Consider the following 21,877-nt stretch of genomic DNA (forward strand, 5'->3'; position numbering starts at 1 on the left):
CCCAGGCCTTCACGGTGAAACTCTTAAGTTTCGCCATATTTCTGAACGGCGCTTAACTTCGTGTTTACCCGCATCATTAATCATTGCGTCACTGTCTTTGTGACTGAGCGTGACTCCCCTTCAGAAGAAGGCTGAGTCGCGGGAGTCGGTTAGGCCCGTCTCTTAAAGTGGAGCTTGAACGGATCGGAGTAACGAAAGCTGCTTCCTGCGCAAGACCTTACGGCGATTCGACAAAAATTGCACCGGGGGGACTTGCGTTCCAGAATCAGAGTTTGTTAACCATCTGTTGTCAGGATCCGAATCAGTTGTTCAAAGGCGTTTTGTTGAGTGCCGCGAATGCGGCCGACCTGACGCCCAGGAGCGGCGACTATGGGGAACTGGCATGCGCGTTTTGCTGATTGAAGATGACAGCGCCGTCGCGCAGTCGATCGAGCTGATGCTGAAGTCTGAGAGCTTCAACGTCTACACGACCGATTTGGGGGAAGAAGGCGTCGATCTCGGTAAACTTTACGATTACGACATTATTCTCCTCGACCTCAACCTGCCCGACATGTCCGGCTACGACGTGCTCAAGCAGCTCCGGGTCTCCAAGATCAAGACACCGATTCTGATCCTCTCCGGCCTCGCCGGCATCGAGGACAAGGTGAAGGGTCTCGGCGTCGGCGCCGACGACTACATGACCAAGCCCTTCCACAAGGACGAGCTGGTGGCCCGCATCCACGCGATCGTGCGCCGCTCCAAGGGCCATGCCCAGTCGGTCATCCAGACCGGCGACCTCGTCGTCAACCTCGACACCAAGACGGTGGAAGTCGGCGGCCAGCGCGTGCATCTGACCGGCAAGGAGTACCAGATGCTGGAGCTGCTCAGCTTGCGCAAGGGTACGACCCTCACCAAGGAAATGTTCCTCAACCACCTCTATGGCGGCATGGACGAGCCGGAGCTGAAGATCATCGACGTCTTCATCTGCAAGCTCCGCAAGAAGCTCGCCAACGCTTCCGAAGGCCGCAACTTCATCGAGACCGTGTGGGGCCGCGGCTACGTGCTGCGCGAGCCGCACGAGCACGAAGAGCGCATCCCCGCCTGATCCTGGGTTTACGTCGCAAGCCCTCCCGGGTTTGCTCCTCCCAGCCTGGACCCCGCCGCAAATGGCGGGGTTTTCGTTTTTGGGGACGTCTTCGCCCTCCCCGCAAGCGCAGGGCCATCGCATATGGGCTGGTGGGGCCTGAGCAAGCGCCTCGTCCTTCGAGACGACCGCTCCGCGGTCTCCTCAGGATGAGGCTGACCGGCAGCTTTGGCTGCCGAATTGCCGCCACATACTCTGTCCTCATCCTGAGGGCCCGCCGAAGGCGGGCGTCTCGAAGGATGGCCGCAGGCGAGCTTCCCGCCACGTTTTCCTCATATGCGATAGCCTATCCGCAAGCGGGAGAGGTGCAGCAACCGCTGCCGATACGACTTCATCCCTCTCTAACGTTGAACCGCTACGCTCTCCCCGCCGACGAATGGTCGCTGCACGATGGGGGAACGATGATCCTGCAATCACTCGCCGGCCTGCCCGCCTTCCTGGTCTATTTCTGCACCGGGCTGATCGCGATCGTGGCGTATCTGTTCGTCTATACCCGCATCACCCCCTACAACGAGTTCCAGCTGATCCGCGACGACGAGCCGGCCGCCGCGATCGCGCTCGGCCTCAGCCTGCTCGGCTTCGTGGCGCCGCTGGTCAGCGCCATCGCGCATTCGGCCAATGTGCTCGACTGCCTGATCTGGGCGATGATCGCGCTGGTCGTGCAGGTCATCGTGTTCTTTCTCGTCAAGGTGCCGGTGCCGAACCTGTCGGCGCGGATCGCCGCCGGCGAGCTTGCGCCCGCCATCTGGCTCGGCCTGTCCTCGCTCGCCGCGGGCCTCCTCAACGCCGCCTGCATGATCTACTGACAATGATCCAGTGATATGGCCGACAAACCCACCAGCAAGGAGTTCAGCAGGCGCCGGCCGCGCCTGCCGGCGGACCTGCCGCTGCCGCCGAGGGAGCAGCCGGTGAAGCGCTCCGGCCATGTCGCCCTCCTCGTGATGGGCACGATCGCGGTCGGCACCACCGCCTACACGCTGATGCCGCGGCAGACGTGCGAGCCCCCTCCTCCCGGGACGGATCCAACGGTGCAGACGAGCACCGCCTGCAGCAGCAGCAGAAGCAGCTCCTCAGGCGGCAGCGGCGGCTCGGGCTCGTCGTCACGATCGAGCTTCTTCAGCAGCGATTCCTCGAGCCATTCTTCGTCCAGCACGTCATACGACTCGGGCCACAGCAGCGTGAGCCGCGGCGGCTTCGGCGCGTTCGGCCACGGTTTCTCGGGCGGGGGCTGACCTATGCAGCGCATCACCTGCCTCGAGCGCGACGACTGGCGGGAGACCGCAGCGCAATGCGGCTTCGTCTTCCATACCATCGGCGGCGACCGCTATTGGGACGAGCGCGCCTATTACGCCTTCACGCTCGACGAGATCGAGCGCAGCATCGAGACGCCGACCGGCGAGATCGACGCGATGTGCCTTGAGCTTGCCGGCCGCGTGATCGGCGACGAGCGGCATCTGCGGCGCCTGAAGATTCCGGAGGCATTCTGGAGCCTGATCGCCGAGAGCTGGGCGCGCGACGACCGCAGCCTCTATGGCCGGCTCGACCTGAAGTTCGACGGCAAGGGGCCGGCAAAGCTGCTCGAATACAACGCGGATACGCCGACCTCGATCTTCGAGGCCGCCGTCTTCCAATGGACCTGGCTCGAACAGGCGATCGAGCGCCGCATCATTCCGTCGCGTGCCGATCAGTTCAACTCCATCCACGAGCGGCTGATCGAGGCCTGGAAGACGATCGCCGCCGGCCGTCACCTGCATCTCACCGGCACCACAGGCAACGACGAGGACGCCGGCACGCTCGCCTATCTCGAAGACACGGCGCGCCAGGCCGGACTCTCGACCACGCTGCTCGACATCGAGCAGGTCGGCTGTCGCGATGAGGACGGCGGCTTCGTCGATCTCGACGATGGCGACATCGCGCTCGCCTTCAAGCTCTATCCCTGGGAATGGATGTTCCAGGACGCCTTCGGCGCAAAGCTCAAGGACGCCCCGACGCGATGGATCGAGCCGCCATGGAAAGCGGTGCTCTCCAACAAGGGCATTTTGCCGCTGCTCTGGGAGATGTTTCCGAACCATCCCAACCTGCTGCCGGCCTTCTTCGAGGATGACGCGCGGGCGGCGGAGCTCGGAACGTCGTATGTACGCAAGCCGCTGCTGTCGCGCGAAGGCGCCAATGTCACGCTGGTCTCGGGCGGCACGCCGCTCGACGAGCAGTCGGGCCCCTATGGCGCTGAAGGTTTCATACGACAGGCGCTGTCACCGCTGCCGAACTTTTCCGGCTTCTATCCGGTGATCGGAAGCTGGCTGGTGAATCACGAGCCGTGCGGACTGTCGATCCGCGAGGACGAGAGCCCGATTACGGGCAACGGCTCGCGGTTTCTGCCGCATGCGATTTTGTGAAGCCGTCATTCCGGGGCGCGACAAAGTCGCGAGCCCGGAATCCATAGCCACAGGCGGATCGAACAGCCCCACGTCTAACCGCCTGCCTGTTTCAATGGCCTGTGGTTATGGATTCCGGGCTCCGCGCTGACGCGCGGCCCCGGAATGACGAAGAGAAGCTCACCTCGCCGCGGCAACCTTCAGCAGCTGCGGCATCAGTCCGCCCATCGCGCGACCGGAGCGCGCGGGATTGAGCTGATAGAGGCCGCGGCGCTCGGTGATGGGACGGAACACGTCGGTGATGCCAACGACGGATTCGGCGGCGCCGAGCAGCAACGTGCCGTCGGCCTCCATCGCCTTCGCCATGCGCTCGAAGATCACCGCCTTGGTGTCCTGATCGAAATAGATCAGCACGTTGCGGCAGAAGATCACGTCGAACGTGCCGAGATGGGAGAAGTCCTGCAGCAGATTGAGCTGGCGGAACTGCACCATGGCGCGAATGTCGGCATTGAGCTGCCAGAGCTCGCCGACTTGCGCGAAGTATTTCATCAAATGCTGGATCGGCAGACCGCGCTGCACCTCGAACTGGCTGTAGACGCCGGCCTTGGATTTCTCCAGCACCTCCTGCGACAGATCGGTGGCGACGATCTCGATGCGCCAGCCGGCGAGGACCGCGCCCATCTCCTTCACGCACATCGCGATCGAGTAAGGCTCCTGCCCGGTCGACGAGGCCGCCGACCAGATGCGCAAGCTCTTGCGCGCTGCGCGCGCCTGGATCAGGCCCGGCAGGATGGTGTCGCGTAAGTGGTCGAACGGAATCTTGTCGCGGTAGAAGAAGGTCTCGTTGGTGGTCATGGCTTCGACCACGTCGGTCGCAAGCCGGCCGTCGCCGTTCCTGATCTTCAGCACGAGATCGGGAATGCCCGGAAGACTCGCCCTGCGGGCGAGCGGCAGCAGCCGGCTCTCAACCAGATACTGCTTGTCGGGCGACAGATCGAGGCCCGAGCGCTCCTTCAGGAACTTGCGCAGATAATCGTAATCCGCGGGCGTCACGAGCGGTCTCCCGCGAACAGGCGGTTGACCTTGGCGCCGATCTGGTTGAGCGGCAGGATCGCCGCGCAGATGCCGGCATTGGCGGCCGCGCCCGGCATGCCCCAGACGACGCTGGAGGCTTCATCCTGCGCGATGACGCTGCCGCCGGCCGCAACGATGTCCTTGCCGCCGCGCATGCCGTCCGAGCCCATGCCCGTCAGGATCACCGAGAGGATGGCGCCGTGCCAGATGTCGATGGCGGAGGTGAAGAGCGGATCGACCGCGGGCTTGCAGAAATTGACCGCGGGGCCGTCGTCGAGCGCGATCAGCGTGTCCACGCCACTGCGCGCGAGGCGCATGTGCTTGCCGCCGGGCGCGAGGTAGATGCGTCCCGGCTTCACCGGCTCGCCGTCGACCGCCTCGGCTGCCGGGCGGCGGCTCGAGCGCGCCAGATGCTCGGCAAGAATGGTGGTGAAGGTCGGCGGCATGTGCTGGGTGATCAGCACCGGGAAGCGGTCGATGACAGGCCCGAGCTCGGTGACGAGCGCCATCAGCGCCTGCGGACCGCCGGTCGAGGAGCCGATCAGCAGCACCTTCGGCGCCTGGGTCGAGAACGGACGCGTCGACAGCGCTCCCGACGACGGGGCATGCACGGCCGGAACGGGCGCAGGCGCGGCAGGCCGGACGACGGCCGGTGCGCGTGCAGCCGGGGCCGGGCTTGCCGGCGCGAGCGGCGGGCTCGCAACGGCAGACTTGCGGCGCAGCCGCGCCCCGAGATGACGGATCTTCTGGATCAAATCGTGATGGAAGGTGTCGGCGGCCGACGCCTCGCGCGTCGATTCCGGCTTCGGAATGTAGTCGGCCGCGCCGAGCGACAGCGCCTTGAAGCTGATCTCCGCGTTGCGGCGGGTCAGGGTCGAGGCCATGATGATGACGAGATCGCGCTTCTTCGCCAGCAATTTCGGCAGCGCCGAGATGCCGTCGAGCTCGGGCATTTCGATGTCGAGCACGGCAACGTCGGGGTTGATGCGTTCGAGCTGGTTGACCGCCTCGAGCCCGGTGCGCAAGGAAGCGGCGACCTCCATGTCGTGCTCGGCGCCGATCCAGCGCGAGATCAGACCGCGAATGACGACGGAGTCGTCGACGATCATCACCCGCAGCGGCCCGGCTTCGCGCGACGTGCCCGTGGTCGAATTACCTGCGAACGCAACACTCATTACTCACCAACTCAGACTGAAACGGTTCAGTTGAAAACAATCGCCGAAGGATCCGTTCAGCCTCCGGGCGTTCGCTCAGATCAGGCCGACTTCCTGGAATTTCGCCGTCACGATGTCCTTGTCGAACGGCTTCATGATGTACTCGTTGGCGCCGGCGTGCAGAGCACGCGCAATGTGCGCGACGTCGTTCTCGGTGGTGCAGAACACCACCTTGGGCTGGTCGCCGCCGGGCATGCGCCGGAGATGGCCGAGGAATTCGTAGCCATCCATGACCGGCATGTTCCAGTCGAGCAGCACCGCGTCGGGCAGGCCGCGCTTGCAGGCCTCCAGCGCCTTCTCACCGTCCTCGGCTTCGAGGATCTGGAAGTCGAGGCCCTCCAGGATCCGGCGCGCAACCTTGCGGATGACGCTGGAATCATCAACGACGAGACAAGTTCGCATGTGAACCTCTGCTTCCTGTCCCCTTGCGGGGACACTTCCAATTACTGGCACGTCGGCGGCAATGCCGCCGTATCAGGCCGCCATCATCTCGGGCGCGAGCTCGAGGACGCGATCGACGTCGAGCACGACCATGAGCTGGCCGTCGAGGCGGTGGACGCCGCCGGCGAGCTTGGCCATGCGGGGATCGAGATTGACGGGGTTCTCTTCCATGCCGGCCTCGGGCAGGCGCAGCACCTCGCCGATCTGGTCGATCAGGAGGCCGTAGGATTCACCGCGCAGGTCGACACCGACCGCCATCGGGGTCTTGCCGTCCTCGTCCCTGGGCAGGCCGAGACGCGAGCGCATGTCGACGACGGTGACGATGCGGCCGCGCAGGTTCAGCACGCCCGCGATCTCGCGCGAGGACAGCGGCACGCGGGTGACGCGCTCGGGCATGAACACGTCCTGGACGCGGGAGATCGGCAGGCCGAACAGCTGGCCGCCGATCATCGCGGTGACGTATTCGACCATGGCGCCTTCGCTGGATTGGGTCTTCTTGGTCATAAGCTTATCTCCTGATCCCTGTCCTGCTTACGCCGCGGCCCGGCTCAGCTCGGAGGCGCCGGCGGCGCCCGCGGTCTGCTCCTTCAGCGCCGCGATCAGACCGGGACGGTCGAACTTGGCGACATAGTCGTGGAAGCCGGCCTGACGGCCGCGCTCGATCGCCGCCGGCGACACCAGCGCCGACAGGCCGATGATCGGCGTCGCGGCGAGGTTGTTGTCGGAGCGGACAACTTCCGCGAACTCGAACCCGTTCATGTCGGGCATCTCGATGTCGGTCAGGATCACGTCGAAGTTTTGCGCGCGCAGGGCGGCGAGGCCCTCCTGCGCGGTCGGCGCGGTGCGGACGCGGTAACCGGCCGCCTTCAGCACGGGCGCCAGCATGTTGCGGAAGAAGGCGCTGTCGTCGACCAGGAGCACCGACTGCGAGTGCATCGACGGCTTCATCTCCTTGCGGGTGAACCAGTCGGCGAACGCCATGGGCAGGAAGTGGCCGACGTCGATCACTTCGGTGGCCTGGCCCTTGATCACGGCCGAGCCCAGAATGCCCTGGCTGGAGCCGCCGACCTCGATGTTGAGGCGTTCCTCGACGATGTCGATGATCTCGTCGACGACGAGGCCCATGGAGCGGCCGTCGTCGGCGAACACCAGGATCGGCTGGGCGCCCTGGCTCGCAATGGTGACGCCTTCCATGGCCACCAGCGGCATCAGCTGCTCGCGGTACTGCACCATGTAGCGGCCGTTCGAGAACTCGATCTTGTCGGCGGGCAGCTCCTCGAGGCGGGTGACCAGCCCGAGCGGGACCGCCTTGGGCTGCGACGAGCCGGCGCGGAACACGAGGAGCGACGTGGTCTGCTCGCCCGAGCCGATGTGATGCGCGCCGTTCTCGTCGCCCATGTCATGGGCCGAGGAGCCGGCGGCGCCGAGCGCCTTGGCAATGCCGTTGGGGTCGATGATCATGATGACGGCGCCATCGCCCAAAATGGTGTTGCCGGAGAACATGTCGATGTGACGCAGCTTGGTCGACATCGGCTTGACCACGATTTCTTCGGTGTGGAACACGCCGTCGACGACGATGCCGAAGGTCTGGCTGCCGACCTGGGTCACCACGATAAAACCGTTCTCGGGATCGCTGGCGGCGCCATCATCGATCTTCAAGAGCTTCTTGAGGTGGATCAGCGGCAGCAGCTTGTTGCGCAGGCGCAGCACCGCGGTGTCCTTGATGCGCTCGATGCGGTGCTCGGAGTTGGCGCGGGCGCGGACCAGCTCGACCACCGAGAGCTGCGGGATGGCGAAGCGATCGCCGGCGGCCTCCACGATCAGGGCCGAGACGATGGCGAGGGTCAGCGGGATCTTGATGGTGACTGAAGAGCCCTCGCCGGCCACCGACTTGATGTCGATGGTGCCGCCGATCTGGTCGATATTGGTGCGCACCACGTCCATGCCGACGCCGCGCCCCGACACCGAGGTGATGGCGGCTGCGGTGGAGAAGCCCGGCGCGAAGATGAACTTGTGGATCTGGGCTTCGCTCATCTTCTCGAGCTCAGCCTCGGTGACGAGACCTGAGGAGATGGCCTTGGCCTTGATCCTCTCGGTGTTGAGGCCGCGGCCGTTGTCGGCGATGCAGATGATGATGTGGCCGCCCTCGTGATAGGCGGACAGGCGAATGGTGCCCTGCTCGCCCTTGCCGCTGGCCAGGCGCTCGGCGGGGGTCTCGAGGCCATGATCGGCGGAGTTGCGCACCATGTGGGTGAGCGGGTCCTTGATCAAATCGAGCACCTGGCGGTCGAGCTCGGTGTCGGCGCCGTGCATCTCCAGCTCGATCTGCTTGCCGAGTTCGCTCGAGAGGTCGCGGACGATGCGGGGCAGCTTCTGCCAGGCATTGCCGATCGGCTGCATGCGCGTCTTCATGACGCCTTCCTGCAGCTCGGCGGTGACGTTGGAGAGGCGCTGCAGCGGCACCTTGAACTCGGTGTCCTCGTTGCGGCGGGAGATCTCCAAGAGCTGGTTGCGGGTCAGGACCAGCTCGGAGACCATGGTCATCAGATGCTCCAGCGTATCCACGTTGACGCGGATTGACTGGTTGGCGATGCGATCGCCCTCGACGGCGGTCTCGTCGGCCATCGACTTCTTCGGCGCGGCCTTTTCCTTGGCGGGCTTTGCCGCTTCCTTCGCAGCAGGTGCCGGCGCTTCAGCAACGGGCGCGGGCTCGGCCTTGGCGACGGGCGCGGGGACCGGCGCTTCGATCGCGGTCTCGCGGAAGGCGCGCTCGAGCTCGTCGAGCGAGACTTCGCCGGGACGCAAGGGGCGCTCCAGCGTCTGATCGATCAGCGTGCCCGTGGTCATCTCTTTTGCGGGCGCAACGGCAACAGGGGCTTCCGGCACCAGCGGCGGCGCCTCGGCAACGGGAGCCGAACCCGCGGCCATCGCCGCCATGCCCTGCTCGACCATCGCTTCCAGCTTGTCGATGAGGTCGCGGTCGTTGCCTTCGGGCTCGGCTTCGGTTGCCTCTAACCCAGCCAGAATCTCCTTGATGCGGTCGATCGAGGACAGGATCACCGTCACCGCTTCGGCGGTCACCGGCATGCCGTCGCGGAATTTGCCCATCAGCGTCTCGCCGGCATGCGCCAGCGCTTCGAGCCGCGGCAGGCCGAGGAAGCCGCAGGTACCCTTGATGGTGTGGACCAGGCGGAAGATGTTATCCAGGATCTTGGCGTTGTTCGGCTCCTGCTCGAACTTCACCAGCTGATTGTCGACGGTGTCCAGGCTCTCGCTGGTCTCCGTCAAGAACTCCCGCAACAGATCATCCATGAAAACAGGCCTTCATACAGGGAGCGCGCGCACGAGGCGTGATGCGCCATTTCGGAATGGGGCCAGCTTCACCGCAAAGCGTTTAATAATGGTTGAGTATGTGGAAAAGAACGGAACCAACAAAGAGATAAGGCGCTCCGGACAAGCCGAAGCGCCTCGTAAAGATTGGCTTAACCTCTGAGCGCGCGCTTTGCGCGTTTACGAAGCGGTAACGATGATCGCTTCGCCCTCGGGCTTGAGCGTCACGGTGAGCCCGCAGGCCTGCGCGAGCAGCCGCGTGTAATAAGGCTGGATCGCGTGCGCATCCGCGGCAGGTCCGCGCTCGCCGCTCAGGAGCTCGGAGATGTTCTGCGGCAGGCGCGCATTGTGTCCGGTCGCGGTGATGCGGAAACTCATCGTCTCGCCCTCGCCGATCGGATCGACCGTCAGCATGCCGCCGCGCGGGATCGTATGCTGGGAAACGACCAGCATGTTGAGCAGCAGCTTGACGCGATTCTTCGGCAGCAGCAGCCGCGGCAGATTCCAGGTGATCGAGCACTTGCCGTCCTCGATGTGGCCCCTTGCCATGGTCTGGGCGTCACCGAGGTCGATCTGGGCGCCGGAGGATCCGGCGGCACCGAAGGCGAGACGGCAGAACTGGAGGCGGGCGGAGGCGGTCTTGGCGCTCTTGCGAATCAGGTCGAGCGCGAACTCGCGGTCTTCCGGCTTGGGATCGTCGTCGAGCACTTCGAGCCCGTTGACGATGGCGCCGACGGGGCTGATGAGATCGTGGCAGACCCGCGAGCACAGGAGCGCGGCGAGTTCGAGCATATCGGGAGCAGTAGCGGTCGCGGGCGACGAGGCGTCAGACATATAATGGGGTCCTGGAGGGTTCCTGGAATTGCACGGCGCTGGACGCCGCGAATCACGCATGCTTGACGGATGCTGCGGGTTCTAACATTCGCCAGCCTATGCCAGCTAGCTTGCGATAGGTTCGAAGCGGCCATAAAGGCTGCGGGCGAATCAACTGAGGGGCGAGAGTTGCCGATGAATGAGGCATGCAGGTGAGGATCATCGACGCCGAGGCCGCATCCGGATTGATGGAGCCGCTCACTGCGCTGGTGGTGAAGGCGGGCGACGCGATCCTTGGCGTCAACCGCGCGGCGATGCGGGTCGACGGCAAGCAGGACGGCTCGCCGGTGACTGAAGCGGACCTTGCCGCCGACCGCATCATCGCCGACGGCCTGGCCCAGCTTGCGGGCGACGTCCCGACGCTGTCGGAAGAGCGGACCCAGCTCGCCTCCCCGCCGTTCCAGGGCAGCTTCTTCCTGATCGATCCGCTCGACGGCACCAAGGAGTTCGTCGCCGGCCGCGACGAGTTCACCGTCAATCTCGCGCTCGTGACCCAGGGCGTTCCCTTGCTCGGCATCGTCAGCGCCCCCGCGCTCGGGCTGCTCTGGCGCGGCATCGTCGGTCGCGGCGCCGAGCGCGTGCGGTTTGACGGCGTTACCATCGGTGCCGCCGAGCCGATCCACACCCGCAGGCTGCCGGCGCAGGGCGAGCCCTGGGTCGCGGCGGTGAGCCGCTCGCACGGCGATCCCAGAAGCGAAGCGTTCATCGACGGCCGGGCCAACGCGGTGCGAAAGACCTGTGGCTCCGCCGTGAAATTCGGCCGGATCGCGGAGGGCAGCGCCGACATCTATCCCCGGTTCGGGCCGACCTCGGAATGGGACGTCGGGGCCGGCTGCGCGGTCGTGACCGCGGCCGGCGGCAGGGTGACCGACGGCAAGGGCGGCGCGCTCAGCTTCGGCCAGCGAAGCGACACCGGCTTCATCATCCCGGAGTTCATCGCCTGGGGCGACCCGCAGGCGCCAGGTTGCTACTGACTGAGCTGCTGCTGCAGCGCCGGCCAGCGCTTGCCGACCTCGTAGAGGAAGCGCTCCGGATCGGCGGCGAAGGCGTCGCGATTGGCTTCCCGGCTGAACAGGTACAGCCGCTGCGCCACGATCGCGAAGAAGCGGGGGTTGCCGGCGACGGTGACGCCGCGGGCGATGTCGGCGGGGTCATAGCCGCCGTACTGGGGGCCATAGACCTCGGGATGGGCCAGGAACGAGGCCCGGTTGCCCTCGTTCCTGAAGCGCCAGACCGCGCCCCAGAGGTTGGCCTCGAACTCGGCCGTGCCCTGCTCGGCGGTGCCGTCGACGAAATAGCCGACGGGGTCGAACCCCTCGATGGCGACGCCCGAGAAACGGTTGACGACGATCCGCTCGGTGGTGGCGGCCTCGACCGGCCACCCCAGGCAGGCGAACCAGATGCCCGCCAGCAGGCAGACGACCCGGCCGATCAAGGCAATTCCGGGGCGCAAAGGGCTATCTTCCTGCCGTTGTGCCGTCATAGTTGCTGCGGATAACATCCGAGTCGAGGGGACATCCGGCGCAACCTAGGGCCGTGCCTGTTGGCGTCAGGTTAAGGAAGCAACCGGATTCGATACCAGGGGTTCTTTTATGACTTTCGCATCACGCCTTGCTGCGCTCGCGCTTGCCGCCATGGTCGGCTGGATCGCGCCGGCCTCGGCCCAGCAGGCGCCGCCGCCCAACCTGCCGCCGCCGCAGCGCACCCCGACGCCCAACACCTATGGGCCGGACGAGCTGGTGACGGCCGGTCACCGCTTCTTCGGCAATGTCTCGCGCGGGCTCGCCTCGATCATCGAGAAGGCGGTCAGCCAATGGGGCCTGCCGAACGGCTACATCCTGGGTGAGGAAGGCTCCGGCGCCTTCGTCGCCGGCCTGCGCTATGGCGAGGGCACGCTCTACACCAAGAACGCCGGCGACCTCCGCGTCTACTGGCAGGGCCCCTCGCTCGGCTTCGACTGGGGTGGCGACGGCGCGCGCACCATGACGCTGGTCTACAACCTGCCCGCCACCAACGCGATCTACCAGCGCTTCGCCGGCCTCGACGGTTCGGCCTATATCATCGGCGGCTTCGGCATGACCGCGCTCACCGCCAACAACATCGTGCTGGTGCCGATCCGCTCCGGCCTTGGGCTACGGCTGGGCGCCAATATCGGCTATCTCAAATACACGCCGCGCGCGACCTGGAACCCGTTCTAGGGCTCCTTCTGATCCTGTGACGGATCAAGGTTAACGACAGGCCGGGGCTGGCTTTTTGCCGGCCCCGCATGCATTGTCGTTGGTAAATTTTTCCTTAGCTTTGGGAGTTCTGGCCCATGGTCGAACCGATCATGTACCTGGCGATCGGTTTCCTGCTGGCGATGCTGTGCGGACTGGCCATCGTGCCGCTGGTGCATAACCGCGCGGTGCGCCTGACCACGCGCCGGCTCGAGGCCGCAACCCCGCTGTCGATGGCCGAGATCCAGGCCGACAAGGACCAGCTCCGCGCCGAATTCGCCATGTCGGCCCGCCGGCTCGAGATGAGCGTCGAGCAGCTCAAGAACAAGACCACGAGTCAGCTCGCCGAGCTCGGCAAGAAGAGCGACGCCATCAACCGCATGAAGATCGAGCTGGGCGAGAAGAACGCCACGATCTTCGCGCTGGAGGCGCGCGAGAAGGCGGTGAAGGAGCAGCTCCGCGCCACCGAGGAGGAGTTCAACGCCAAGACTGAAAGCTTGCGCGCCGCCGAGATTGCGCTGGCCGACAAGCAGCACGAGCTCGCCAAGATCAACTCCGAACTGTCCGACCGCTCGATGATGGCGGAGAGCCGCCAGGTCGAGCTGGTCGCGGTGCGCACGCAGATCGAGGAACTGAAGAACCGCGTCGGTGATGCCGAGAAGGAATTCGCCGCCACGCAGGCGCGTCTCGCACACGAGCGCACCGAATCCGAGACCGCCTCGCGCGAGCTCGGCGATGCGCGCGGCCGGGTCGAGAATCTCGGCCAGCGCGTCACCGAGCTCGATCGCCAGCTCCTCGTGCAGGTCAAGGAGGCCGAGATGCTGTCGGGCCGCGTCGCCGATCTCGAAGGCCGTCTCGCCACGCAGGGCAAGCTGCTCGCCGAGCGCGACTACGAGAACAACCAGCTCCGCCAGGCCAATGAGACTTCGGAGCGCACTGTCAAGGAGCTGCGCGTCGAGATCGCCGCCCTGAGCGGCGGCAAGTCGTCGGCCGCGTTCGAAGGGCTGCGCGCGGAAAAGACCGCGCTGGAAGAGCAGCTCCGCTCCGCGCGCGACGAGCGCGCAAAGCTCCAGCGCGACATCAACGCGATCCAACAGCAGGCGGAAAGCTCCTGGGCGACCGAGCGCATGGAGAACGCGCTGCTGCGCGAGCGCATCAACGACATCGCCGCCGAGGTCGCCAAGTTGGCGATGCAGCTCGAAGGCCCGAACTCTCCGATCGAGGCGCTGCTCGCGGCCGAGGCCGGCCAGCCGCCGAAGCCGGCGCCCCGCCCGGCCAACGATGCCGCGACGAATGGCGCGGCCGCAGCCACCCTGCCCGAGGGCGGCGGAACGCTGGCCGAGCGCATCCGCGCGCTGCAGGCCCATGCCTCCCGCGCCCGCCAGCAGGGCGCGTAAGCGGGCCGAAAAGGCGGGTTTCTCTGGCCGAGGCAAGGTTTTCCGGTCCCAAGGCGCCTGGAAACTTGACACCTCAAGCCCGCACTTCTAAATCGCGGGCTCCAATGCGTCGGCCGGCCGAAAGTCCGGCCGCCTCCATGATGGTCCCGGGCGCATAGCTCAGCGGGAGAGCGTTCCCTTCACACGGGAGAGGTCCAAGGTTCGATCCCTTGTGCGCCCACCATTTCAAACCTGAATTCAATGATTTAGTCGCTGGCTTCCCCTGTAATGTGCCCCAAAAAAGCGGGGGCACAATAGGGGCACATCGGCTCCTACCTTGGTCAGTCGTTTCCGAGAAGCCAACCATCCAAGAGCAGACGGCAGGCGCGTTATTGCCGAGCATGTTTTCGTAAAGAGCATGCGATGCTGCTCTAGACTTGCGAGCAACAGCGACGACGCGCGTGAAGGCTTTGGTCTAGTCCGCAGCGCATGAAAGCGCCGCTCGCGATCATCGCGGATTCGATGGCAATTCCCGCCGAACATGGACTGCGGAGGTCTAGGTGGTTACAATTATGGGTTGACTCGTCTGGGGGCAGACGGGCGTACGAACAAGGGGGTAGGCCGTCTGTCGACCATCACCGCGACTGATCTCACGTCCGCGCTGACAGGGAATCCGGAAGCACTCGACGTTCACCTCATGTTGGTGGAGCGCGACGTCCTCATCGAGGGTCATTCGGTCAAGATCCACTGTCATTGCCTCACAGTGGATGGAAACGGCCGCGTCCAGCCGCACCGGCTGGCGGAGTTCATGCGGAACGCCGTAGTCGACTATGCGATACCGCGCTCGAAGCTCGCTGCAGCGAAAGCGCGCGACGCCAAGTACAATAGCACCGAGGCGGTCGCCGAACTCGTCGAGCGCGCCAAGCGGTCGTTCACCGATTTGGCGAAGACCGGAGAGGGCGGCGAGATGCTGCTGTTCTTATTGGCCGAGCGCTTCCTCAAGCTGCCTCAGATTCTGTGCAAGATGGATCTCAAGACAGACACGCGCCTACATTACCATGGAGCCGATGGGGTGTACGCTGGCGTGATGCCGGAAGGCATCCCGAAGCTCTACTGGGGTGAATCCAAAATCTACAAGGACGCGGGAGCCGCGATCCGCGACTGCCTCGCCTCACTCGCTCCCTTCCTCATTGAACCAGAACACGAGGAAACCGACAGGGAACGCGATCTGGTGCTCCTGAGCGACAAGGCCGACCTCAGTGATGCGACGCTCACCGACGCGCTGAAGAAGTATTTTGACAAGTCGTCGGCGATGTCCAAGCGGGTCCAATACTGCGGCGTGGCCCTGGTGGGCTTCGACGCGCCGTTCTATCCGAAAGATGACGTAAAGGCGATCGCGGAGGAGATCGTTGAGGCCTCACGCGCGGAACTGGCCGTTTGGAGCAAAAGGATCGGCGAGCGGCTCAAGTCGGAGAAGCTCGACCAGATGGAAATCGAGCTGTTTTGCATCCCGCTGCCGTCGGCCGACGGCTTCCGCGCCGCATTTCTCAGAGCGATGGGGATTAAGACGGAATGAGCCTAGTCGGTCTCCAGTCGTGGCTTCTTCAGGAAGGAATTCGCGACGATCTCGATGCGATCATTCGACTCACCGTGCGCACCGAACTTGACAACCTAGTGCCCGAACCCGCCGCCCCCTCTGCCGTGGCGATCGATTGGCCAAGGCTGCTGCTCGCCGGCAGCATATTGGCGCGGTCCGATCAACGGATCGACCAGGAGGCCGCGCTCCGGATCGCAACTGCGGCGATCTCTCTGACGGACGATCAAGCACTCAAGGACGCGGGCGCTGTCCTGTTGGGCAAGCTCTCCAATTACCGGGCCATCACGCTAGCCAACGATCGCCACCTACTGACGGCCGGTCTCGACCGGACGGCTAGGTGTGGCGCTGCGCCTTGAATCCCAGCGGCGCGAGATGGACCGTTCCATCCTGGTGGAATCGAGCGGCGCTTGGCTGCAGGTGAACGATTTTCAGCAACGCTTCTGGCCAATGCGGGCGGAGGAAGTTGGCTCTCGGCGTCCGCCCCCACTGCCTCCGGGAAGACGTTTCTCGTCCTTCAGTGGTTGATCGACCAACTAAGCGCGGGTGACACCCGGGTCGCAGTCTACCTCGCCCCTACCCGCGTGTTAGTTTCGGAGATCGAGACCACTCTCCAAGGTCTTCTCGGCAAGACCAAGCGCATCGAGGTGTCGTCCCTTCCCCTCCGTGACAAGTACGAAGCGGCGCGCGCTGGAGGCGCGCAAGTAATTCTAGAACCTATCTCAAAATTGAAGATCAGCGTCGATCGGCTATAAAGGAAAGATGATTCGGCTGACGGACGAGCAATGGGAGCGCATCCGGAAACACTTTCCGGAAGAGCACATTGCCGACGGCCGGCCGGGCCGGAAGCCGATTGCGACACGTCAGGTTCTCGAAGCCGCTCTTTGGATTTTGAACACGGGCGCGCAGTGGCACATGCTGCCGCAGTGCTATCCGAACTATAAGACCGTACACCGTCGCTTTCAGAACTGGTGTCGCAATGAAGTGTTGCGGCGCGTTCTGACCGATATAGCCAACGAACTTCGTGAGAAAGGCTTGCTCGACGAAGAGGAGTGTTTCATCGACGCGACCTTTGCGATGGCCAAAGGCGGCGGTGCAGAGATCGGCCCAACGAGGCGCGGAAAAGGCTTAAAAATCATGGCGATTGTGGATCGCCACGGTTTGCCGCTTTCAGTGAGCACGCATGCCGCGAACCATCACGAAGTGCGCTTGGTACAGCTCTGCTTCGACTTCTACATGATCGAGGCCAAGCCAGAGAACCTGATCGGCGACCGCGCCTATGACAGCGATTCGCTCGACGATGAACTGCGCTCACAAGGCATCGAGATGATCGCGCCACATCGTTCAAACCGAGTGAGGTCGCTCACCCAGGACGGCCGCAGGCTCCGTCGTTATACTCGGCGTTGGCTGGTCGAACGCTTCTTCGCCTGGATACAGTGGCGGCGGCGCCTGCTGGTCCGCTGGGAGTTCTATCCGCAAAACTTCCTCGGCTTCGTCCAGCTCGCTTGCCTGCTGATCCTGTTTCGACAATTTTGAGATAGGTTCTAGTCTCCACGCAGGAGCGGCTGCACCTTCTCGCCAACGTGCTCGGCGACGCGTTCTCAATTGACCTGCTTATCGTGGACGAGGCGCACAAAATCGAGGACAGCCAACGCGGCGTGATCTTGCAGGACGCCGTAGAGCGGGCTAGCCGTGCGAACTCGAAGCTGAAGGTCGTATTCATCAGCCCCGCGACACAGAACCCGGAGGCATTGCTAACGGACGCGCCCGACGGTGTGCAGACTGTCGCCGTCGACAGCGACGCTCCCACCGTTCTCCAGAACCTGATCGTCGCGAACCAAACCCCACGCAAGCCGAAGCTCTGGAACCTGACCGTCCGACAGCAGGGTTCGACACTTCCAGTCGGAACGCTCCAGCTCGCAAGCACGCCAGCGGGACTTAGGAAGCGCCTCGCCTTCATCGCCGCAGCGGCGGGCCAGAGAGGCGGAACGCTCGTCTACACGAACGGCGCCGGAGAGTCGGAGGATGTCGCCGATCTGGTTAGCCAGCTCCTGCCTCAGCCTGGCTCAATCGATCCGGAGCTTGCACAGCTCGCCGACCTCGCCCGGAAGGGCGTACGCCCCAACTTCCGCCTTGCACCGCTCGTTGAACGCGGGGTCGCGTTCCACTTCGGCAATATGCCATCGACGCGGCATCGTGGCGCTTCGAGAGACTGGCCGCCGAAATGGACCCGAGCCGCATGAATGTGGTGAGCAGATAGGCGCCCGAGTCCTTGAGGTTGGCCGAGATGATCCGCGGGAACATCGAGTGGCACCGTACCACCGGTAGGACCTACAGCCTTCCGGTGCAGATCCGCAACACGATGGAGCTGGTCGAGCAAGTCGCGCGATTCAAGGCGCCGAAGTATCTGTCCGCCTACATGGATGTCCTGCACATGCATCTCCGCCAGATCAACCGTGAGGACCTGATTGATCACGGCTTGGACATCGGCACACAACTTGAGTTTGGTATTTCGTCGAGGACCCTCCTCTCACTCATGGAACTCGGTCTCTCCCGCATGAGCGCGGTTGCCTTGTACGAGAAGACCGATCTCAGTAAGGAGGAATGCGTGGCGTGGGTCACCGAACGCGAAGGTCAGCTCGAAGCCATGGATTTCCCGGTCATCATCGTCCGCGAGCTACGCGAGCGGCTTCTGCCGCTCGACGACGTGGACAGCAATTCTACCGCTTGATTGGAATGGAGGTTTCACATGCCCGCGAAGCCGATCGACCTCGGCCCACTGCACTTCGCCAAAAGAGGTGACGCCGTTGCTTATTTGAATGACATGCTTCACCGGTACGACGTGGGCGATCGGGTTGGCGCCAATGACACAGTGATTCTACGAGCGGCACTGGAGCACCATCCCGATGCCGAGGCCAAGAAGGGATGCGGAATTACCCACTTTAACGTCCGAACTGCTGACTTCGGTACGAAATGCTTCTGGTTGAACCGTACTGACGGAGCGACCGAAAAGTTTTCTCATAGGGCCTGTATCTACGGTACCTAGCTAAGCAATTCGCCGAGCTCGGTTGCATAGCGGTGCGCAGTTCTCGGCCTGGTCGGGCAAGATTTTCGCAGGTTCAAATTGCGGAGGCGCAACCACCGATACCGACATTCGGTTCAAGTTGCGATCTGATGGCTTAAGACCACGGCGTCCCGAACGCAGTGAGCATCTTCTAAGTTATTGATCTTTCTTGGTGTGGTGATCGTCCTCGTCCCGTTTTGTTCACGGTCGTTTCACCCAATTCGTTGCGATTTCATTGCTGCCTTTCGCAACGAGAACGGCGCTCGCTGAAACATCGAGCGTGCGTGTGGCAACGCAACGAGTAGGTTGCCGGCCGCTATTTCGCAGAGGGTCGACTTCCCGCGAGATCTCCAGGAGCGCCAGCAAGTACACTGATAGGGCGTTGCCGCTGCTCGACGGCATGAAGGCGCCCGAGAAAATTGTCGAAACGCGCCGCGGGAGATACTCAAGCCAATTTCGCCTAAACCGGAGACACCGGCGCCAGATCCAGACGAAGACGATATTGAGGATGATCTCGACGAAATCGATGAGGCGTCGCGGCAGGATCCGAAGTTGCCGCACTTTATTCACAATTCACACGGGGATGCAGATCCGCGGCCGCTCAAGGCATGGCTAATCAAACGGCTGATGCCAGCGGTGGGGCATGGCTTGCTGTCGGGTCAGTGGGGCGCCGGCAAAACATGGTGCACCATCTTGGTGCACGGTGAGCGAAGCAGATCGGGTTGGCGGGACGTTGGCCCATGCGCCGTTCTTCGTGGCGAGCTCCTTAATCCAGTCGGCGTCGTAGCCACGTCAGAAAGCTGCATCGATCCGCGCTTCAGACAAGATAGTCGCTTTCTGGCAAGCCGATTCTCGTGAGCCTCGTCGGGCGTCAGCGCCAGCCGGACCGGCAGGCCGTTGGCATCCACGAGTGCATGAATCTCACTGCGAGGAGGTGGAGGCGGCCGGCTTCGTACTGGACGCGGAAAGCACAATGCTCGCGAACAAGGACGATCCGCACTCGATGAAGGTGTTCGATCCCTCGATCAAGGGCGAGACCGATCGCTTCGCCTATCAGTTCGTGAAGCCATGACAGGTCCGGGATGTAGGATGGACGGAACTTCCTCTAATCGAGCGGCACATCAAGTTGGATTGTTGTGCCCTTTGGCTCGTTTGATGAGACCGCGATGCGTCCATTGAGTTGGGCAAGCAGGCTCTTGATCACCTTGAAGCCCAGGCTCGCTCGCGGCTGGTCCATATCGAAATCCGCCGGCAGTCCCACGCCCTGATCCGCTACCACGACATGCAAATCGGCTCCGCGCCCCGCGCCCGCCACCTGGATTTCGCCGGACTTGTCGGAGTAGGCGTGCTTCGCCGCGTTCGTGACAAGCTCATTGATCAGGAGGCCAAGCGGAATTGCCTTGTCCGCCGGAATCATCAGGTGGTCGAACTTACAGTCAATCTTGTAGGCGAGCGTTTCTTGCAGCTTCCTGCAAAGCTCGCCCGCGAAGTCCGCAATATCGACAAACCCGATCCTGGTGCTGCGCCACAGGTGGTCGTGAACCTGGGCGATCGTCGTGATGCGGGAAGCGGCGTCCTTGAGCGCGTTTTGAACTTCCTCGGACTGTGCGCTGCGGGACTGGACGCGGAGCAGGCCTACCACCGACGCCAGGCTGTTCTTGACACGGTGGCTCATCTCTCGAGTCAACATGGCTTGGTGCTCGAGGGCTTTTTGGAGCTCGGCGTCGGCATGCTGCCGCTCAATGGCGATGCCGAGCAGGCCCGCAAAGCCGGCAAGGAAATCAGCATCCGCGAGATCGAACTGACCCGAGTCAGCGCTGTCGACTTCCAGAACACCAAACGGTAGATGACCTTCGCCGCCCCGCGCGATGAGAACGTTGATGGCGCGCTTGATGCCGTGCTCCGACAGTAGTTTCGGCGTTCGAAAGCGGGTTTCTTCCTGCAGGTGGTTGGAAATGACGATTTGGCCGGTATGGAACGCGTAGCCGGCGGGAGACTCCAGATCGACGCCCAGGGATATCTGGCCGATCGTCTCCGGCGCCCATCCGACGCCTGCGCTCACCAGCAACCGTTTTTCCTCCGGCATGTACTCCAGGACCTTGGCAAAAGGTGTTTCGAGACCCTGGGCACAGAGCTGCGTCGCTCGTTGGAGTATCTGGCCGATGTCGCGGGTCTGCAGCGCGGTTCGGCCGAACTCGCCCAGCAAGGACTGTTGCCTCAACCGGTACGGAAGTTCCTGTCTGGTTGCCCCGGTCGATGCGACGGGAGACGTCACGGATTCTGTCCCCGTGAGGGTTGGCATGAACTCGTCCCTTCGAACCCTGGCTGGCCCGCCTTCGGCTTGTAGCATGATAAGTTACGCGCCTAACCTCTTTCCTAGCGTCTAGTGCTTGGCGCGGCCTTGCTGGAAAATACCCTAGTAGGATCTCAATTATGGAACTTACTGTTCCACCACGTCTTACCCTGCCGCGCGACTGCGACGAGGCAGCCAGGGGGAGATTGGCTTTGACCGATGCGGTTAAGATTCTGGTCGTCGAGGACGACAAGCTTATTCGGGCCTATGGTCGAAGAAGCTCTTTCAGACGGCGGCTTTGCGTCCACCCTGACGGCGTCTGGCGAGGAAGCCATTACTCTTTTGCAGGCAGGACGACGAATCCAAATTCCGGGCGGTCGTGACCGACATCAACCTGCTGGGAAAGCTCGATGGATGGAAGGTCGGTCGCTCTGCCCGGGAGATCGATCCGACGATGCCCATCATCTACATGACCGGCACTCACGGGGAGGAATGGGCGTCCGAGGGCGTCCCAAACAGCCTACTGCTTGCAAAGCCCTTTGCCCCTGCTCAGATCGTAACCGCGATATCGCAGCTTCTTAACGCGGCCCCGCCGATCCCGCCCGCAGACTAGCGAGCCGGTCTCATGGGCGAGAAAGCTGAAGAACCAATCAAGCCTCGCTGGGCTAGTTCGACTAGGCTATCGAGGCCGAGCGGGCCGCATTGGAGGGCGCTCGTAAGCAACGCCCGTTGGGAGAAGCAGAAGCACAAGCTGAACTTCGCCGCGCGCCGGGCCCCAAAAAACATAGTTCACGCCGCCGCCGTTGCGCATCGCCATCAATGGCGCGGCGCAGGCCAACGTGCACCAGATCGAGTCCAAGGCGGCCTGAGCGAACGCGTATAACGGCCCGGCGTTTCAGGCACT

Annotated in this window: 23 protein-coding genes, 1 tRNA gene and 1 pseudogene; 16 read left to right on the plus strand and 9 right to left on the minus strand. The window is 63.5% G+C overall.

The window, feature by feature from the left end; genetic code table 11:
* Window positions 1-382: 382 nt before the first annotated feature.
* The 4 genes from ctrA (at window position 383) to ACVJ19_RS42555 (ending at window position 3,519) form a co-directional block, all read left to right on the plus strand.
* Window positions 383-1,084, plus strand: a complete 702-nt coding sequence (gene ctrA / locus ACVJ19_RS42540) for a response regulator transcription factor CtrA (protein ID WP_008138878.1) — start codon at window positions 383-385, stop codon at window positions 1,082-1,084.
* Window positions 1,085-1,524: 440 nt separating this feature from the next.
* Entirely contained in the window at window positions 1,525-1,929 is a 405-nt protein-coding gene (locus ACVJ19_RS42545) for a DUF350 domain-containing protein (protein WP_453955036.1), read from the plus strand.
* Between the two features lie 15 nt (window positions 1,930-1,944).
* Window positions 1,945-2,355 carry a hypothetical protein gene (locus tag ACVJ19_RS42550; protein WP_453955037.1) on the plus strand — a complete coding sequence of 137 codons (411 nt, stop codon included), beginning with the start codon at window positions 1,945-1,947 and terminating at the stop codon, window positions 2,353-2,355.
* A 3-nt stretch (window positions 2,356-2,358) separates the two neighbouring features.
* Window positions 2,359-3,519, plus strand: coding sequence for a glutathionylspermidine synthase family protein (locus ACVJ19_RS42555; RefSeq protein WP_453955038.1), 1,161 nt, complete (start codon window positions 2,359-2,361; stop codon window positions 3,517-3,519).
* Between the two features lie 159 nt (window positions 3,520-3,678).
* On the opposite strand, the gene ACVJ19_RS42560 is transcribed toward ACVJ19_RS42555, so the two are convergent.
* From ACVJ19_RS42560 to chpT, 6 genes are all read right to left on the minus strand, one after another.
* Window positions 3,679-4,551, minus strand: a complete 873-nt coding sequence (locus ACVJ19_RS42560; protein WP_453955039.1) for a CheR family methyltransferase — start codon at window positions 4,549-4,551, stop codon at window positions 3,679-3,681.
* Window positions 4,548-5,747, minus strand: coding sequence for a protein-glutamate methylesterase/protein-glutamine glutaminase (locus ACVJ19_RS42565; RefSeq protein WP_453955040.1), 1,200 nt, complete (start codon window positions 5,745-5,747; stop codon window positions 4,548-4,550). Before ACVJ19_RS42565 ends, ACVJ19_RS42560 begins: the two co-directional genes overlap by 4 nt.
* A gap of 75 nt (window positions 5,748-5,822) precedes the next feature.
* A complete protein-coding gene (locus ACVJ19_RS42570) occupies window positions 5,823-6,188 on the minus strand; it encodes a response regulator (RefSeq protein WP_007600538.1) in 366 nt (121 codons plus the stop codon).
* Window positions 6,189-6,260: 72 nt separating this feature from the next.
* Window positions 6,261-6,731 carry a chemotaxis protein CheW gene (locus ACVJ19_RS42575; protein ID WP_283023883.1) on the minus strand — a complete coding sequence of 157 codons (471 nt, stop codon included), beginning with the start codon at window positions 6,729-6,731 and terminating at the stop codon, window positions 6,261-6,263.
* Between the two features lie 27 nt (window positions 6,732-6,758).
* On the minus strand, window positions 6,759-9,539 hold the full coding sequence (locus ACVJ19_RS42580) for a hybrid sensor histidine kinase/response regulator (protein WP_453955041.1): 2,781 nt from the start codon (window positions 9,537-9,539) through the stop codon (window positions 6,759-6,761).
* A gap of 198 nt (window positions 9,540-9,737) precedes the next feature.
* The gene (gene chpT / locus ACVJ19_RS42585; RefSeq protein WP_271583559.1) at window positions 9,738-10,391 is read right to left on the minus strand and encodes a histidine phosphotransferase ChpT; all 654 of its coding nucleotides are present in this window, start codon (window positions 10,389-10,391) and stop codon (window positions 9,738-9,740) included.
* Window positions 10,392-10,576: 185 nt separating this feature from the next.
* On the opposite strand from chpT, the gene ACVJ19_RS42590 reads away from it, so the two are divergent.
* Window positions 10,577-11,404: a 3'(2'),5'-bisphosphate nucleotidase CysQ family protein gene (locus tag ACVJ19_RS42590; protein WP_453955042.1), complete on the plus strand. Its 828-nt coding sequence runs from the start codon at window positions 10,577-10,579 to the stop codon at window positions 11,402-11,404.
* Here ACVJ19_RS42590 and ACVJ19_RS42595 read toward each other — a convergent pair.
* Window positions 11,398-11,883: a YHS domain-containing (seleno)protein gene (locus ACVJ19_RS42595; RefSeq protein WP_453955044.1), complete on the minus strand. Its 486-nt coding sequence runs from the start codon at window positions 11,881-11,883 to the stop codon at window positions 11,398-11,400. The two genes, ACVJ19_RS42590 and ACVJ19_RS42595, sit on opposite strands and share 7 nt — an antisense overlap.
* A gap of 139 nt (window positions 11,884-12,022) precedes the next feature.
* Between ACVJ19_RS42595 and ACVJ19_RS42600 the strand changes: the two genes are divergently transcribed.
* The 10 genes from ACVJ19_RS42600 to ACVJ19_RS42645 all read left to right on the plus strand — a co-directional run bounded on the left by ACVJ19_RS42600 (window position 12,023) and on the right by ACVJ19_RS42645 (window position 18,662).
* Window positions 12,023-12,628: a DUF1134 domain-containing protein gene (locus tag ACVJ19_RS42600; protein WP_453955045.1), complete on the plus strand. Its 606-nt coding sequence runs from the start codon at window positions 12,023-12,025 to the stop codon at window positions 12,626-12,628.
* 116 nt (window positions 12,629-12,744) lie between these two features.
* A complete protein-coding gene (locus ACVJ19_RS42605) occupies window positions 12,745-14,043 on the plus strand; it encodes a hypothetical protein (protein ID WP_453955046.1) in 1,299 nt (432 codons plus the stop codon).
* 148 nt (window positions 14,044-14,191) lie between these two features.
* A tRNA-Val gene (locus tag ACVJ19_RS42610) sits at window positions 14,192-14,266 on the plus strand.
* Window positions 14,267-14,719: 453 nt separating this feature from the next.
* Window positions 14,720-15,598: a HamA C-terminal domain-containing protein gene (locus ACVJ19_RS42615; protein ID WP_340671410.1), complete on the plus strand. Its 879-nt coding sequence runs from the start codon at window positions 14,720-14,722 to the stop codon at window positions 15,596-15,598.
* Window positions 15,595-15,975, plus strand: coding sequence for a hypothetical protein (locus ACVJ19_RS42620; protein WP_011084976.1), 381 nt, complete (start codon window positions 15,595-15,597; stop codon window positions 15,973-15,975). The genes ACVJ19_RS42615 and ACVJ19_RS42620 overlap by 4 nt, the downstream gene beginning before the upstream one ends.
* A 51-nt stretch (window positions 15,976-16,026) precedes the next feature.
* Window positions 16,027-16,371: a DEAD/DEAH box helicase gene (locus tag ACVJ19_RS42625; RefSeq protein WP_453955047.1), complete on the plus strand. Its 345-nt coding sequence runs from the start codon at window positions 16,027-16,029 to the stop codon at window positions 16,369-16,371.
* Between the two features lie 7 nt (window positions 16,372-16,378).
* Complete coding sequence (locus ACVJ19_RS42630) at window positions 16,379-17,152, plus strand: IS5 family transposase (protein WP_014498128.1); 774 nt, start codon at window positions 16,379-16,381, stop codon at window positions 17,150-17,152.
* An 83-nt stretch (window positions 17,153-17,235) separates the two neighbouring features.
* The gene (locus ACVJ19_RS42635) at window positions 17,236-17,859 is read left to right on the plus strand and encodes a hypothetical protein (RefSeq protein WP_370180461.1); all 624 of its coding nucleotides are present in this window, start codon (window positions 17,236-17,238) and stop codon (window positions 17,857-17,859) included.
* A gap of 44 nt (window positions 17,860-17,903) precedes the next feature.
* On the plus strand, window positions 17,904-18,347 hold the full coding sequence (locus tag ACVJ19_RS42640) for a hypothetical protein (protein ID WP_026312617.1): 444 nt from the start codon (window positions 17,904-17,906) through the stop codon (window positions 18,345-18,347).
* Between the two features lie 18 nt (window positions 18,348-18,365).
* Window positions 18,366-18,662 (plus strand): DCL family protein, encoded by a 297-nt coding sequence (locus ACVJ19_RS42645; RefSeq protein WP_018646984.1) that lies wholly within the window; start codon window positions 18,366-18,368, stop codon window positions 18,660-18,662.
* Window positions 18,663-19,403: 741 nt separating this feature from the next.
* Here ACVJ19_RS42645 and ACVJ19_RS42650 read toward each other — a convergent pair.
* Both ACVJ19_RS42650 and ACVJ19_RS42655 read right to left on the minus strand, forming a co-directional pair.
* A pseudogene (locus ACVJ19_RS42650) lies at window positions 19,404-19,606 on the minus strand (transposase); the annotation flags it as partial.
* A 179-nt stretch (window positions 19,607-19,785) separates the two neighbouring features.
* On the minus strand, window positions 19,786-20,982 hold the full coding sequence (locus ACVJ19_RS42655; protein ID WP_014497705.1) for a sensor histidine kinase: 1,197 nt from the start codon (window positions 20,980-20,982) through the stop codon (window positions 19,786-19,788).
* A gap of 370 nt (window positions 20,983-21,352) precedes the next feature.
* Here ACVJ19_RS42655 and ACVJ19_RS42660 point away from each other — a divergent pair, with 370 nt between their 5' ends.
* On the plus strand, window positions 21,353-21,586 hold the full coding sequence (locus tag ACVJ19_RS42660) for a response regulator (RefSeq protein WP_014497706.1): 234 nt from the start codon (window positions 21,353-21,355) through the stop codon (window positions 21,584-21,586).
* Window positions 21,587-21,877 lie beyond the last annotated feature (291 nt).

The sequence above is a fragment of the Bradyrhizobium sp. USDA 376 genome, assembly GCF_054063675.1.

Coding starts and splice junctions, on each gene's coding strand:
- ACVJ19_RS42605 (WP_453955046.1), top strand. CDS start 12,745: ATGGTCGAACCGATCATGTACCTGGCGATCGGTTTCCTGCTGGCGATG.
- ACVJ19_RS42590 (WP_453955042.1), top strand. CDS start 10,577: ATGCAGGTGAGGATCATCGACGCCGAGGCCGCATCCGGATTGATGGAG.
- ACVJ19_RS42555 (WP_453955038.1), top strand. CDS start 2,359: ATGCAGCGCATCACCTGCCTCGAGCGCGACGACTGGCGGGAGACCGCA.
- ctrA (WP_008138878.1), top strand. CDS start 383: ATGCGCGTTTTGCTGATTGAAGATGACAGCGCCGTCGCGCAGTCGATC.
- ACVJ19_RS42620 (WP_011084976.1), top strand. CDS start 15,595: ATGAGCCTAGTCGGTCTCCAGTCGTGGCTTCTTCAGGAAGGAATTCGC.
- ACVJ19_RS42655 (WP_014497705.1), bottom strand. CDS start 20,982: ATGCCAACCCTCACGGGGACAGAATCCGTGACGTCTCCCGTCGCATCG.
- ACVJ19_RS42600 (WP_453955045.1), top strand. CDS start 12,023: ATGACTTTCGCATCACGCCTTGCTGCGCTCGCGCTTGCCGCCATGGTC.
- ACVJ19_RS42570 (WP_007600538.1), bottom strand. CDS start 6,188: ATGCGAACTTGTCTCGTCGTTGATGATTCCAGCGTCATCCGCAAGGTT.
- ACVJ19_RS42645 (WP_018646984.1), top strand. CDS start 18,366: ATGCCCGCGAAGCCGATCGACCTCGGCCCACTGCACTTCGCCAAAAGA.
- chpT (WP_271583559.1), bottom strand. CDS start 10,391: ATGTCTGACGCCTCGTCGCCCGCGACCGCTACTGCTCCCGATATGCTC.
- ACVJ19_RS42580 (WP_453955041.1), bottom strand. CDS start 9,539: ATGGATGATCTGTTGCGGGAGTTCTTGACGGAGACCAGCGAGAGCCTG.
- ACVJ19_RS42545 (WP_453955036.1), top strand. CDS start 1,525: ATGATCCTGCAATCACTCGCCGGCCTGCCCGCCTTCCTGGTCTATTTC.
- ACVJ19_RS42630 (WP_014498128.1), top strand. CDS start 16,379: ATGATTCGGCTGACGGACGAGCAATGGGAGCGCATCCGGAAACACTTT.
- ACVJ19_RS42550 (WP_453955037.1), top strand. CDS start 1,945: ATGGCCGACAAACCCACCAGCAAGGAGTTCAGCAGGCGCCGGCCGCGC.
- ACVJ19_RS42615 (WP_340671410.1), top strand. CDS start 14,720: ATGTTGGTGGAGCGCGACGTCCTCATCGAGGGTCATTCGGTCAAGATC.
- ACVJ19_RS42640 (WP_026312617.1), top strand. CDS start 17,904: ATGATCCGCGGGAACATCGAGTGGCACCGTACCACCGGTAGGACCTAC.
- ACVJ19_RS42575 (WP_283023883.1), bottom strand. CDS start 6,731: ATGACCAAGAAGACCCAATCCAGCGAAGGCGCCATGGTCGAATACGTC.
- ACVJ19_RS42565 (WP_453955040.1), bottom strand. CDS start 5,747: ATGAGTGTTGCGTTCGCAGGTAATTCGACCACGGGCACGTCGCGCGAA.